The 14,049-nt window shown below is 68.4% G+C and carries 10 protein-coding genes and 1 pseudogene; 3 read left to right on the top strand and 8 right to left on the bottom strand.

All coding sequences use genetic code 11. The features are described 5' to 3' along the window. Positions 1–72 precede the first annotated feature (72 nt). A complete protein-coding gene (locus G3N96_RS07955) occupies positions 73–2,058 on the bottom strand; it encodes an ATP-binding protein (RefSeq protein WP_206136858.1) in 1,986 nt (661 codons plus the stop codon). Between the two features lie 453 nt (positions 2,059–2,511). On the opposite strand from G3N96_RS07955, the gene G3N96_RS07950 reads away from it, so the two are divergent. Further along, positions 2,512–3,492, top strand: a complete 981-nt coding sequence (locus G3N96_RS07950) for a sigma-54 dependent transcriptional regulator (protein ID WP_346778883.1) — start codon at positions 2,512–2,514, stop codon at positions 3,490–3,492. A 30-nt stretch (positions 3,493–3,522) separates the two neighbouring features. On the opposite strand, the gene G3N96_RS07945 is transcribed toward G3N96_RS07950, so the two are convergent. Both G3N96_RS07945 and G3N96_RS07940 read right to left on the bottom strand, forming a co-directional pair. After that, on the bottom strand, positions 3,523–5,322 hold the full coding sequence (locus tag G3N96_RS07945) for a methyl-accepting chemotaxis protein (protein ID WP_206136857.1): 1,800 nt from the start codon (positions 5,320–5,322) through the stop codon (positions 3,523–3,525). Between the two features lie 342 nt (positions 5,323–5,664). Beyond that, positions 5,665–5,919, bottom strand: a complete 255-nt coding sequence (locus G3N96_RS07940) for a DUF3562 domain-containing protein (RefSeq protein ID WP_124576801.1) — start codon at positions 5,917–5,919, stop codon at positions 5,665–5,667. Positions 5,920–6,475: 556 nt separating this feature from the next. Here G3N96_RS07940 and G3N96_RS07935 point away from each other — a divergent pair. After that, positions 6,476–6,910 (top strand): hypothetical protein, encoded by a 435-nt coding sequence (locus G3N96_RS07935; protein ID WP_206136856.1) that lies wholly within the window; start codon positions 6,476–6,478, stop codon positions 6,908–6,910. A gap of 543 nt (positions 6,911–7,453) precedes the next feature. Here G3N96_RS07935 and G3N96_RS07930 read toward each other — a convergent pair. The 5 genes from G3N96_RS07930 to G3N96_RS07910 form a co-directional block, all read right to left on the bottom strand. Then, positions 7,454–8,389, bottom strand: coding sequence for a universal stress protein (locus G3N96_RS07930; RefSeq protein WP_206136855.1), 936 nt, complete (start codon positions 8,387–8,389; stop codon positions 7,454–7,456). Positions 8,390–8,606: 217 nt separating this feature from the next. Beyond that, positions 8,607–9,989 carry an amino acid permease gene (locus G3N96_RS07925; protein WP_206136854.1) on the bottom strand — a complete coding sequence of 461 codons (1,383 nt, stop codon included), beginning with the start codon at positions 9,987–9,989 and terminating at the stop codon, positions 8,607–8,609. A gap of 443 nt (positions 9,990–10,432) precedes the next feature. Beyond that, complete coding sequence (locus tag G3N96_RS07920; RefSeq protein WP_041493311.1) at positions 10,433–11,458, bottom strand: DedA family protein/thiosulfate sulfurtransferase GlpE; 1,026 nt, start codon at positions 11,456–11,458, stop codon at positions 10,433–10,435. A 185-nt stretch (positions 11,459–11,643) separates the two neighbouring features. Continuing rightward, positions 11,644–12,150 carry a cupin domain-containing protein gene (locus G3N96_RS07915; protein ID WP_124577970.1) on the bottom strand — a complete coding sequence of 169 codons (507 nt, stop codon included), beginning with the start codon at positions 12,148–12,150 and terminating at the stop codon, positions 11,644–11,646. A 369-nt stretch (positions 12,151–12,519) separates the two neighbouring features. Then, complete coding sequence (locus G3N96_RS07910; RefSeq protein WP_124577967.1) at positions 12,520–12,990, bottom strand: universal stress protein; 471 nt, start codon at positions 12,988–12,990, stop codon at positions 12,520–12,522. Between the two features lie 638 nt (positions 12,991–13,628). Here G3N96_RS07910 and G3N96_RS39680 point away from each other — a divergent pair. After that, positions 13,629–13,925: pseudogene (locus tag G3N96_RS39680) on the top strand (hypothetical protein); the annotation flags it as partial. Positions 13,926–14,049 lie beyond the last annotated feature (124 nt).

The raw sequence follows: 14,049 nt of genomic DNA, 5'->3' as shown, positions 1-14,049 counted from the left end.
CCGCGCGGGTTGCCGTTGCGTCCATCGCGCCGCCTTCCCTCGTCATGACCCGGCAAGCCGCCACGCCGGCTGCTACCGGCCACGCCCTTTCCGATCGTGCGCGGCGTCCGGCGCGACATCGGCGATCACGCTCGCCAGCGTCGGCATGTCCACCGGCTTGCGCAGGTACGCGTCGAACCCGGCCGCCATCACGCGTTGCCGGTCGGCGTTGCCGGCATGGGCCGTGACCGCGACGACAGGCAGATGCCCGCTGCTGCCCGGCAAATGACGGATGCGGTCGAGCAGCCAGAAGCCGTCACCGTCCGGCATCGCGAGATCCGACAGCACGACGTTCGGCGCCTGCCGCTCCACCGCGTCGAGCGCGTCGTGCCCCGACTGCGCGGTCGATACCTGCGCGCCCATCGTTTCGAGGGCCGCGGCGAGGCTCGCGCGCGATGTCGCGTCGTCGTCGACGACGAGCACGCGCTGGCCGTCGAGCGTCACCGGCGCCGGCGTGGCCGCCGCGTGCAGCAGGTTTTCGGCCGGATCGTCGATATCCCAGCCAGCCGGCAGCGTGACCGTGACGGTCGTCCCGCGCCCGGCGCCCGCGCTCGTCGCGACGACATCGCCGCCGTGCAGTTGCGCGATGTTGCGCACGATCGACAGGCCGAGCCCGAGGCCGCGCTCCGGCGACGCGAATGCGCGTTCGGGCCGGCTGAACGTCTCGAACAGGTGCGGCAGGTATTCCGGCGCAATGCCCTGCCCCGTATCGGCGACCGACAGCCGCACGCGCTCGCCGGCCCGGGCCAGCGACACGACGATGCGCCCGCCCGGCGGCGTGAACTTGATCGCATTCGACAACAGGTTCGACAGAAGCTGGCGCACGCGCTCGCGGTCTGCCGGAATCACGCAGGTCGGCATCGCGTAGTGGGTCGACAGCGCGAGCCCGCTCGCCCGTGCCGTCGCGTCGAGTTCACGCGTGGCATCGCGCACGATCCGCACGAGATCGACCGGCACGCGCTCGAGGCGCAAACGGCCGGTCGCGAGCGACGACGCGTCGAGCAGGTCGGCCACCATGTGCGACAGCGACCGCGCGCTGCGATCGATCGCGTCGACGGCCTGTTGCGCGAGCCCCTGGCCGTCGACGTTGCGCAGCACCTCGACCCAGCCGTAGATCACGTTCAGCGGCGTGCGCAGCTCGTGCGACACCGTGGCCAGCAGTTCGTCCTTCAGCCGGTTCGACGTGTCCGCCTGGGCGCGTGCGTCGCGTGCACCGCGCAGCGAGCGCAGGTTGCGCCGCTCGCCGCGGCGTCGTTCGTGCGCGTCGCGCAGCGTCATCGACAGGCCCGTGCAGTTGCCCTGCGCATCGACCATCGGCGAGGCGGCGAAGGTTGCCCGAAAACGGCCGCCGTCGCGTCGCACGCACAGCACGTCGAGCGGACCGACCGGCGCGTGCAGGTTCGCGAACGACGCGGGCAGCGGATGGCGCCGCAGCCAGCGCGGCGCGATCATCGCGGCGACGTCGCGCCCGGCGGCCTGGGCCGCGTCGATGCCGAAGATCCGCCGCGCGGCCGGATTCCAGCTCGTGATCCGGCGTGCGGCATCGACCCCGACGATCGCGTCCGGCGAAGCGTCGACCACACGGCGCAGCAGGCGGTCGTCGGGTGCCGGCACGCGTGCGGCCGGCGCCGGCTCGCGATGCGGCTCGCGGGCAGCGGCGTCGTCATCGGGTTCGCGCAGGCGATCGTTCGCGAGCAGCGGCTTCACGGCCATCACGAGCACGCACTCGACGAAGCTGATCGCGACGAATGCACCGGCTTGCGTAAGCAGCGCGGCCAGCGGCGCATCACGCCACCACAGCGTGCCGATCACGGCGACGCTCAACGCAGCCGCGACCAGCCCACCGCCGAACGACGTCAGCCAGGCGGCAGCCGCGACGCCTGCATAAAAGGGCAGCGGCGCAAATGGCGCGTGCTCACCGACGACGCGAACCGCCCACGCCTGCAGCGCGGACGCCAGCCCGACGGCCAGCACGATCCATGCACCCTGCCGTAACAGCTCACGGGTCAGGGTCCTCATTGCATCCTTGCCTCGCGCCGGCTCCGGTCGCATGGCGTCATGCCGCAAGTCGACCATCCGGCCTGCCGTCGAGCGTGCCGGGCGAGCCTGATGGCATCCGCAAGCGGCATGCCCGGCACGGATCGTGGATGGCTGCCCACCCGACACCCTGGCTGGCGGGTGTGCCGTGACGGGTTGAGCACCGGCCGGTGTCGCGCGCCGCGTCAACGCATGATGGTCACGTCCGGCTTTTTCATCGGAATTCTGTAAAAAAGCACCGTTACGACCCTGGATGGCATTGAGAGGCCGCGATGCGCGTCGGGAATCGATGGCCTGTTTCTTCTGTCCCCGCCGCGCACATTGGAAATTTCTATTTCGCGGCACCTTCATGGTCGTTTCGCTGTCGATGAAAATATTGCAATCAACGGAGCGCGTGGTGCCGATTTTCAAAACGGCCCCACCCAATACCGATCCATGCCAATGGGAGAAACCGCCAACCGGTCGAAGCAACGTGCGGACGGCCGCCGGTTGTCCGGCCGGTCCACCGCGATGCGCACGCTGCTCGGCCGCATCGAGAAGATCGCACCGACCCGCGCCAGCGTGATGATTGCCGGCGAAAGCGGGGTCGGCAAGGATATCGTCGCGCGCCGGCTGCACGATCTCAGTGCCCGGTGCGACGGCCCGTTCGTCCCCGTGAACTGCGGCGCGATTCCGCCCGATATCGCGGAATCTCAATTGTTCGGGCACGAGAAAGGCAGCTTCACGGGCGCAATCGCGCAGCGCGAAGGGTTCTTCGAAGCCGCGCGCGGCGGCACGCTGCTGCTCGACGAGATCGCGGAAATGCCCGCGTCGTTGCAGGTGAAGTTGCTGCGGGCGATCGAATCGAACGTGATCGTGCGGGTGGGCGGCACCGAGCCGATTCCGCTCGACGTGCGCATCGTGTCGGCCACGCGCCACAACCCGGCCGAAGCCGTGCGCGACGGCCGGCTGCGCGAGGACCTGTTCTATCGTCTCGCCGCGTTTGCGCTGTACGTGCCGCCGCTGCGCCAGCGCGACAGCGACATCGAGACGATCGCCCTGGAATTCGTCGACGCGCTCAACGCGCGGCACCATGCGCACAAGCGGCTGAACGACGCGGCGATCGCCGCGCTGCGCGCGTATTCGTGGCCCGGCAACGTCCGCGAGCTGCACAACACGATCGAGCGCGCGTACATCCTGGCGGACGAAGGCATCGACGTCACGCTGCCGAAGCCGGCGATGCCGCCCGAGCGCCTGTCGGAGAACACGATGGCGCTGCCGCTCGGCGCGACCTTGCACCATGCGCAGCAGCGCTTCATCGCGGCCACGCTGCGCCACTTCGACGGCAACAAGCCGCGCGCCGCGCAAGCGCTCGGGATCAGCCTGAAAACGCTCTACAACCGGCTCGCGCTGATGCGCGACAACGGCCGCTCCTGAGCGGCGCGGCCGTGTTTCCCGCAAGCCGCGTCAAGCGACCTTGAACCGCCCGACCGTGGTCGCCAGCGCGTTCGCCTGCGACTGCAGCGCCGTCGCGGCGGCCGTCGACTGTTCGACGAGCGCCGCGTTCTGCTGCACCATTTCGTCGAGCTGCGTGACCGCGCGATTCACTTCCTGGATGCCGCGCGTCTGCTCGTTCGCCGCGTGCGTGATCTCGGAGATGATCGTCGTCACGTTCGACACGTTGGACACGATCTCGCGCATCGTGTCGCCCGCCTGACGCACCTGCCCGGACCCGGCCGACACGCTCGCGACCGTCGATTCGACCAGCACCTTCACTTCGCGCGCGGCCTGCGCGCTGCGTTGCGCGAGGCTGCGTACTTCCTGCGCGACGACCGCGAAGCCGCGGCCCTGCTCGCCCGCGCGCGCCGCTTCGACGGCCGCGTTCAGCGCGAGGATGTTGGTCTGGAACGCGATCCCGTCGATCACGCCGATGATGTCGCCGATGCGGCCCGAGGCTTCCTCGATCCTCTCCATCGTCGCGACGACGTCCGACACGACCACGCCGCCGTGCGACGCGATCCGCGAAGCGGCCGCCGCGCGTTCGTCGGCCTGGCCGGCGGCGGCGGCCGATTGACCCACCGTCGCGGTGATCTCTTCCATCGACGCGGCCGTTTCCTCGAGGCTCGCCGCCGCCGATTCGGTGCGCGACGACAGGTCCTGGTTGCCCGCCGCGATCTCGTTCGCGGCCGTGCGCACCGATTCGCTTGCGTCGCGGATCTGGCGCATCACATCGTTCAGCTTGTCAACGAAGCTGTTGAACGAGCGGGCGATGTCGGCCACTTCGTCACGTCCGTCGGCCGGCAGGCGCTGCGTCAGGTCGCCGGCGCCCGAGCCGATCGCGGCCATGGCCTGGCGCACTTGCGACAGGCGGCGGAACGCGGTCGCGGTGATCGCACCGATGATCAGCGACGCCACACCGACGATCACGAGCAGCGTGATCAGCGACGCGGTCAGCAGCGAGCGCATCCCGGCCGTCGCTTCGTTCTTGTCGAGCAGCACCAGCGCGTACCAGTCCGTGCCCGGCACCGGGCGCGCGCGCACCAGCTTCGCGTCGCCGCCGACCGTCACCTCGACGGGCGCGGCCGCGGCCGCGATCGTCGCGCCGTTCGTCGCACCGAGTTCGGGCGACACGTCGGCGACCGGCTTCAGCGTCAGCTTCGGATCCGGGTGGGCAACCACGTGGCCGTTGCTGTCGATCAACATCCCGAAGCTCGCCGGCGTCGGACGGATCGACTTCACGTTCGCGATCACGGTGTCCATCGCGACGTCCGCTGCGACGACGCCCTTCACCGCGCCGTCACGCAGGATCGGCACCGCGAACGTGACGACGAGGTTGCCCGTGCCGGCGTCGACGTACGGCGGCGTGACGACCGGCTTGCCGGCCTGCGCGGCCTGCTTGTACCACGGGCGGCCGGTCGGATCGTAGTCGGGCGGAATGCCGGTCGGGTCGGAGAAGTGGAACGCCTTGTCGGCGTAGCCCGCGTAGACGTTCGTGAAACCGCCGGCCGTGGCCATCTGCTTGAACACCGGCAGCGGATCGGGCGTCAGCGCGGCATCCTGCAGCGACGCGATCATCCGGCTCCGGGTGGCGACCCAGTCGGCGATCCCGACCACGTGGCCGCTGGCGACGGAGGTCAGGTTGCGGTCGATCGCGTCGTCGTTGTACGAGCGCGCGATGAAATAGTTGATGAGCGTGGTGGCGACCAGCGCGAATACGACGATGGCGACACACGCGGCAAGGATGCGGGCGCGGATGGACGAGAGCATGGCAACGACTCGGTAAGGGAGCGGGAACGCCCGGTGGACGAATTCACCGGGTAAACGGCAATCGCGCCACTTACTTGAGGCCGCTGTGACAATTCAGTGAAACGCATGACGAAACGCAAGACTATTGTTAGCGGATCGTCAGGATTACCGCGCTTCACGGCGCCGTGCGCGCACCGGCCCCGGACGCGACGACGGCACCGTCGATCCCGGGCACGGCGATCAAAAAGCGCGTTGGAACGGGCCGGTTCGATGTCGACCCGCGCATGAATGTCGATCAGGATCCGGCCCTGGCCCGGCGCCGGATCGTGTCATGTCCGCGGCATCCGCCGCGCCGCTCGCCCGTCACAGGCGATGGCTCGGACGCGGATCGGCGTCCGCGGGCGGCGCATCGGCACGCGAGTCGTCGTGGAGATCGTCCTGCCGGCGCATCCGTTCGCGCAGGTGCCGGATCGCGAATACGTGAATGTAGTCGTGCACCCGCGCGTCGGACGACAGCGCGCGGACTTCGTCGTCGAGCATCGCGCGCAACTGATCCGAACCGATCGCACGCTGTTTGGCGGCTTCCTTGAGTGAATCGAGCAAACTGTCCTTGGACATCGACGGACTCCTGACGGTCGAGGAACGAAAAGAAGAAGGTACCGGAAGCTTAAAGACTGAACGGCGGCACGGCGTGCGATGCGCCGGCGCATGTTTGTGCGCGATCAACGGCACGTTGCGTGCCGCCGTGCCGATCCGTCCCCGAACCGGCCGCGCAAGATTCGCGGCGCAAACTGCCCGCGAACGAGACTGGAGCCCTGCCACGCCACCCCGGGGCGCGGCACCGGCTGACACAGGCCAACGATGGAACGTTGCCCGACGCCGATGCACTGGCCAAGTTAGACCGGCCGAAATCATGCGTCAAGCGCTCTCCTCCACGCGCGGCCCATTCGTCCGAACGAACCGGCCGGCGCGTCGCCGGGACGGCCGATCGGCCGATCGGCGTGTCAGCGGATTCCGATAGGCGCCGCGCATTACCTGACAGCGACTTCAGCGCGCGCTGCTTGGCAGCGCACGGGCGCGACACGATACTGGTGACATGGACGAAACGTTCATACGGGTCATCGCTCAGCCGGCCGTCGAGCCGGCATGCGGGGCCTGGCGCAGGAGACCAACCATGGCACATCGCAACTTACCGGGCCGGGACGGCCAGCGGCGCGCGTCGGGCAAAGCGTGCGCCCTGCCCGCCCAGCCCGTGTCGGCGGGCAACCTTCCGTCCGACAATATCGACACCTTGCTTGCGCTTGCACGCGAGGCCGGCTTGCTCGTCACGCTCGACGGGCAGATCGGCCGCGAAAAGTACCAGAGCGTCGCGGGCTCGGTGCTCGCGTTGCAACGGTTCGCCGCGGCACTCTGCGCGCGGGCCGCACCCGACGCGCCCGCCGATGCCGAGCCACGTCGCAAGGCGCGCCCCGGCTGGCCGCACGCGAACCGCCTGCGCAACCGCATGTGCAGCGCGTGCGCGCCGCTGCATGTCGGGCGTCCGCGTCCGCGGGTGCGCCGCGCTCCCGGCCGACGGCACGACCTGCGGTCGATACTTCGCTTCACCTGAGCATGCAGGCAGCCGTTGGGCGGCGCGGGGGCCGTGCAACGGTTGAACATCTCACGACGTCGCGGCGCCTGACGCGCGCCGCGCCTGTACTACAGCGAGCGGCGCATAGGCCGCGATCCTCACCGATCCGCATCGGCGCCACCGCGCGCCATCACGACTCATGACGCGCCGTTCGACGCGGCGGCCATGACGACGATTCCTGCGGGGAAGGCAATCCAGACGGGGCCAACTACAACACGAACGCGGAAAGCGGACGGGGTGACTTGCACCCCGCCCGTCCTCCAAGGCAACCGTGGCTGCCTACCCTCGTGCCAGAGAGTTCTCGGTCGGATGACGCGCCGTGCATCGCACGGTGCGGCTCCGGAAATTGATGTCACGGCTGTGAACGCACCGCCATCGACACGCGTGTTGCAGCGTGGCTGCGCGGTACATGCACGACAGACCGGCGGTGTCGCCGGACGTTCCGTCAATGTCTCACGCGCGGAGCGCGCCGTTTCTGATGCAGGTCAAGCCAAGCCTGCTTCGCTCTCGACATCGCACGATTTATTCGGCACCGCGCACGAGGAGCACCGGCACCTGTGCGAGATGCGCAATGCGGCGCGCCACGCTGCCGATCAGCCAGGCGGCGATGCCGCGCCTGCCATGCGTGCCGACCACCAGCAGTTCGGCGCGCCAGTGCACGGCGTCGCGCATCAGCGCATGAGCGACGTCGTCGCTGGTCGGGCGGGTTTCGACGACACCGCGCTTGCTCGGGTTCCCGGTCGCATGGAACAGCGGGCCGATCTTCGCGAGCGCATCCTCGCCCTCCGCGCGATAGGCATCCTCGAGCGCACGCACCGGCACGATATCCGTCAGACGAACCGCGCGATCGATCACGTAGGCCGCGTACAGCAACGTCGTCGGCGTCGCGAAGCCGAGCCCGACGCGCACCGCGTGCAGCGACGGCTCGCTGCCGTCGACCGCGAACATCAGCCGCTGCAGGCCGCCGTCCGACGGCCGTACGTAGGCTGCCGGCACGATCAGCAACGCGCAGCGCACGCGATTCGTCAACGTGTCCGACATCGCGCCTTCGACGAGCCGCAGCAGCCCGTGATGCGGATTCGCGCCGACCATCAGCACGTCCGCACGCCATGCCGACGTATCGCTCACCAAGGCATCGGCCACCGAGCCGCCCGTCACCGACGTATCGATGATGGCCTGCTCGACCTCGACACCACTGCCGGCGAACATCGCCCCGATCCGTTCGTTGATGGCTTGCGCCTCGCGCATCATGTCCTCGCGCGCGGACGTCAGCAGTGCGTCGATGCGGGGGATGTCGGGCAACACGAGGCGCGGGTTGTCGATGGCGCAGACGATGCGCAATCGCATGCCGGGGCGCAGCAGCGTGCGCGCATAGCGCGCGGCGGACAGCGATTCGGGCGTCGGATCGACGGCCAGCGCGATCCGCGCAAGCGTCGGGATGGGCTGGGCAGGCTGCATGGCGAAGGCCTCCGTGCGTGCGCGTCGTCGCGGAACGACGACGGGAGCTTCGCGCGGAAGCGGCGCACGGCGGCCGGACCACCGCCGCGGTCGCGGCGGTCACGGGGATCGGCGGGTTGCCACGCGAAACGCGGACAATCGATTCGTTCAGCATAGGTCGTCCGGCCCGCGCGTGCATGATCGTGATCAAGGTCACGCGGGCCCCTGCCCGTGCCGCTTACGACTTCGTCGGCACCGATGCCGCCGGACGGTTCGCGTAGAACAGCGCATACGTGATGCCGAGCAGCACGATCCAGACTGGCCCGATCACGAGCGCGACGCGCGTGTCGGGCGTGAACGCCATCAGCACGACGACCAGCACGAGAAAGCCGAGCGCGACGAACGAACCGAGCGGATAGAACGGCACGCGGATCGGCAGGCGCGCGATCTTGTCGGCCGACAGCGTGCGGCGAAAGCGCATCTGCGCGATCAGGATCACGCACCACGTCCAGATCGCGCCGAACGTCGACACCGACGTGAGCCACGTGAACACGTGCTGCGGCGCGAGATAGTTGAGCAGCACGCCGATCAGCAGCAGCGCGACCGACACGATCACGCCGTACACCGGCACGCCGTTGCGATTGACCTGGCCGAGCTTGCCCGGCGCCTGGCCCTGCTGCGCGAGGTTGTAGAGCATCCGCGCGGTGCTGAACAGGCCGCTGTTGCACGACGACAGCGCCGCGGTCAGCACGACGAAGTTGATGATGCCGGCCGCCGCCGGGATGCCGAGCCGCGAGAACGTCATCACGAACGGGCTGCCCTGCGTGCCGATCTGGTCCCACGGATACAGCGACATGATCACGAACAGCGCGCCGATGTAGAAAATCAGCACACGCCAGAACACCGAGTTCACGGCCTTCGTCAGCGACTTCTCCGGGTTGCGCGCCTCGCCGGCGGTGAGGCCGAGCATCTCGACGCCGAGATACGCGAACATCACGATCGGCAACGCGGCGACCACGCCGTCGATGCCGTTCGGCATGAAACCGCCGTGCGCCCACAGGTTCGACAGGCCGATCGCGACACCGCCGTTGCCGATGCCGAACGCGATCATCAACCCGCCGCCGATGATCATCAGCACGATCGTGACGATCTTGATCAGCGCGAACCAGAACTCGAATTCACCGTACAGCTTGACCGCGATGAAGTTCACCGAGCCCATCGCCATGAGCGCCGCGAGCGCCCAGATCCAGTTCGGCACGCCGGGGAACCACATGTGCATGTAGACGCCGACCGCCGTGATTTCCGCCATGCAGGTGACGATCCACACGAACCAGTAGGTCCAGCCGGTCAGGTAGCCGGCGAGCGGCCCGAGGTAGTCGCGTGCGTAGCGGCTGAACGCGCCGGCGACGGGATTGGCGATCGCCATCTCGCCGAGTGCGCGCATGATCAGGAAAATCGCGATGCCGCCCAGCAGGTAGGTCAGCAGGATGGCCGGGCCGGCGACGCGGATCGCGGTGGCCGAGCCGAGGAACAGGCCGACGCCGATCGTCGCGCCGAGCGCCATCAGGTTGATGTGCCGCTCTTCCAGCCCTCGATGCAACTGGTCTTCTGGTTGTTTCAAGTCCGTCTCCTGGCAGCCGCGAATGGGCCGCCGTCATTGTCGATATCAATGCGCGACCGTTCATGCCTACTCCGGCATGCCGAAAACGAAATAATCTCCGCCGCCGTTTTCTGAATTGGAAACGACACGGATGCTGCGTCAATCCGATGGGAATCGCCGCGGATTATCCGTATGTTCCGGAACAATCCGGAAAACGGATCGGGTCTTTCACGGAATACGCCCGCGCGGCCCGTGTGATGCGGCTGTGCGCGTAACGGACGATGGCGGGATCAATCGCTTTCGGCGCGAACGAACACGCGTCGAAGGTGCGCGATCAGGCGCACGCAATATGCAGGCGGGATTATAGGGAGGATAAGCCGTTTCACGCCAGTCGATTTTCGTAAAAATCGCAGGGCGTGAAACCGGTAGTGGAATTCGAATGCGCGCAACTCCCGCGCTTGGATTTATTTCGACAGCGTCGCGCGCACCGTATATTCGCCTTCGATCGCACCGTGATCCGGCCGCACGAAATATCGCGACGCATCGAGATCGGCCGGCATCGGCTCGACCGGATAGCCGTGCTTTTCCCACGCATCGAGGCCGCCCTTCAGCGCGCGGATGTTGTGGATCATCTTCTTGCGCTGCATCTTCGCGATCAGGCGCTTCGCGGTGGCCTCGTTCGGGCACACGCAATACACGACGATCGGCCGCTTCAGCATTTCCGGATCGAGCAGGTCCGGCGAATCGAGATCGACCGGCACCGCGCCGGCGATCCGGTACGGTTCGCGCTCGCGGATCGCTTTCGGCCGTGCGTCGAAGATCAGCGGCGGCTCGTCCGACGTCATCATTTCGACGAGCTGCGGCGGCGAGATGCGCACCTGCGCGAGATAGCGGCGGAACTGCACGCGACGCACCCAGCGGTACAGCAGGAACGTGATGAAGATCGCGAGGAATGCATCGAGGATCGTGCCGCCGCTCGCGCGCACCCACAGCACGAACTGGACGATCTGGTCGTGAATGGCCGCGCCGCCGACCAGCCAGAACGCGGCCCACAGCGATGCGCCGGCCAGGTCCCAGAACAGGAACACGCCGACGCCGATCGCGGTCGTGCCGAGCAGCGGCGCCGACACGAGGCCGAGGCCCGGCAGGAATTTGGACAGCACCAGCAGCGGCGCGCCGTATCTTTCGAATACGTTACGTGCGAAACGCAGCGTCGTGTCGAGCGACAGCGAGAAGCGCACGAGGCCGTTCAGCAGGCGCCGGCCGCGCGTGCGGCCCATGAAGAACCACAGCGAATCGGCCAGCATCGTCGCGCCGATCGCCGCCGCGAACATGCTGACCCAGGACGCCTGCCCCATTGCCGCCATCGTGCCGCCGAGAATCAGCATCGGCACGGCCGGCACCGGCACGCCGAGCTGCGTGATCAACACGCTCGCGAACACCGCCCATGGGCCGAGCGACGATGGAATAGCAATGGGAAAGTGCCACACGGCGGCGCTCCTGGAAGGCGTGCAGCCGTGCGACGAGGGCCGTCGGCACGGCTGGGCAACGGCCGCCGCGGCACGCCCGCGGCCGACCCGATGCACCACGGCATTCTAAACGGGTTTGGCCGCGACCGCGCGGAACACGCACCAGCGGCGCGGGCTTCGCGCCTTGGGCGGCACCGCCGTGACAGTCACATGTCGGTGCGCTGGGCAAGCTGCCCGACGTGTTCCGCGTAATCGGGAAACGCGGCGGCCAGCGCGGCCGCGTCGGCCAGTTCGAATTCCGCGAACTCGAAGCCCGGCGCCACCGTGCAGCCGACGAGCGCGACATGCTCCGGCAACGCGCAGCGCGCGCCGAACCAGCGCCCGGCCCGCACGACCGCCTGGAACACGGTGCCCGGATGCGTGAGCGGGTTGCCGAGCCGGTGGATCGTCAGCCCGTCGCGCTCGTCGAGCACCCACACTTCGATCGGGTCGCCCGCGTAGAAATGCCAGACTTCGTCGGAACGGATCCGGTGCCACGACGAATACGCGCCGTCGCACAGCAGGTAGTAGATCGCGGTCGACGCGGCGCGTGGCGCGCCGTCGGCCGGACGCACGACCGAATCGGCCGCGCGGTAGGTTTCGCGGAAATAGCCGCCTTCGGGATGCGGCTGCAGGTCGAACTGGCGAATCAGGTCGGTAGCGGAGATCGGCATGGCGGATGACGTCGGTGAAGTAAGGAACCGGGCACCCGGCGTACGGCGTCGCCTCGCTCATCGCGAACGCGGTCGCATCGCGCCGGATACGGCTGCGTCGATCGCCGCGGCCACGCGCACGGCGAACAAGCGGACACCGGTCGATGCTGCCAGAACTGCATGTCGGGATGCAACCGCCGGCACGCGATCGCGCGCAGGGGGGACATCGGGCGTGCCGCCCTCGCGCGGTCGATGTGACGGTAGCGACAGCCGCGCTCACACGCCGTGCGCGGGGCGTTTCCGTTTCATCAGGCCGTCATCCGACGAATGCGCGAGACGGTCGCCGCCCGCGACCGCCCGTGCGTCAACGTCGGTGCATTGCCGCGTGCGTCACGCAGCCGCCGGCGTGCCGGGCTCGCTGTGCCGCACCAGCAGCACGGGCCGGTCGGCCGCGCGCAGCAGCGATTCGGCGACGCTGCCGAGCAGCAGCCGGCGCAGGCCATGCCGCCCGCTCGTGCCCATCACGATCAGGTCGGCATCGGCTTCGGCCGCCGTGCGCATCAGCACGGCGGCGACATCCTCGCCGTACGCGTCGAGCGCGCGCACGGTGCCCGACACATGCTCCTGCGCAAGCACGGCCTTCGCCTCGTCGAGCACCGGCGTCACGGTATCGGTCGCGGCCGCCTCGCCCTCGCGCGCGGCAGCGAAGCCCGCATCGACGTCGACGAGCTGCGGCCGGTGCTCGACGACATACGCGCAGGTCACTTCGCCGCCGGACGCCGCCGCGATCCGGATCGCCTCGTTCAGCGCGAGACGCGCGCTCGGGCTGCCGTCGAGCCCGACGAAAATCCGCTTGTACATGGTCCGTCCCTCCGACCGGGCACGCATCGCGCGTCGCGCGACGGCGGCCCGTTATCGCTATCCGGCCCTGTGCCGGATGGCCTGCCGAACAGTCTGCCCCACGTGCCGACGCGCCCGTTGATGCGCGTCAAGCGCGGCCGGCGCGCCCGCTGCTTCACGCCGGTTGCCGCAATTTCTAGTGACCCCATTACAAAAAACGTGTAAATCGCGCACAATTTCATCTTGAAATTAGACGTTGCGTGCAGCCGGTGCGAGTTTTGCCCGGTTTTGCTGTGCTGCTCCCGGTGCTAAGGGCCTGTTTACGCTTATAGCGGACTTGCGAACGTGCCTTGCCGGCCGTAGTGCAAGGAGTGAGGAGCGCCGTTTGGCCATGCCAAACGCCCCGAAGGAAGTCCCCTTGGGGGACAAGCGACGATCGACGCCGCAATACGGCCGGCAAGGCACGTTCCCCTGTCTTGGAAAATTCATTTGCGGGGCTGGCCCCCAGAAGGGCCGATCGCGGCGTCATACTCCTCACGAATACGTCGAGTATTCGCTTCGTCGCATTCCTTGCGCTCGGCCCTTCTGGGGGCCAGCGCAAGTCCGTTATAAGCGTAAACATGCCCTTAGGCGGCCCCTGACAACAGAATGCCAATCGAATGACCGCAAGTGGAACCCCGACGCGTGACACCCGAGGGCCCACGCGCCTCCCGACCATGTTACGCCAGCCGCTCGCGGCCGGCGTCGTGGCACTGTGCGCCGGCGCCATGCTGTCGCTCGGCGTCGCGCTGCTCGTGCGCGAGCAGTGGCAAGGCGCCGTCCATACGCGTTTCGAACGCCGCACGACGCATGTGACGGCCATGCTCCGCCACGAGCTGCAATCCGGCGCGGCCGTGCTCGAAGGCGCGCGCGGCGCGTTCAATCTCGTCCCGGGCATGACGCCCGAGCAATGGCGCGTAGATATTGGATGGAAGTCCAGCGAATGCCGCGTTGCCGGCCACGGCCGCGATGCTCAGCAGCGCCGCGAGCCCGACCGGAACGACGATCGACAGCAGGCGGCCGATGCCGGCGGCCGCGAGC

It is taken from the genome of Burkholderia sp. Se-20373 (genome assembly GCF_017104705.1).
Taxonomy (GTDB): Bacteria; Pseudomonadota; Gammaproteobacteria; order Burkholderiales; family Burkholderiaceae; genus Burkholderia.
This window is presented reverse-complemented; position numbering and strand designations above follow the sequence as displayed.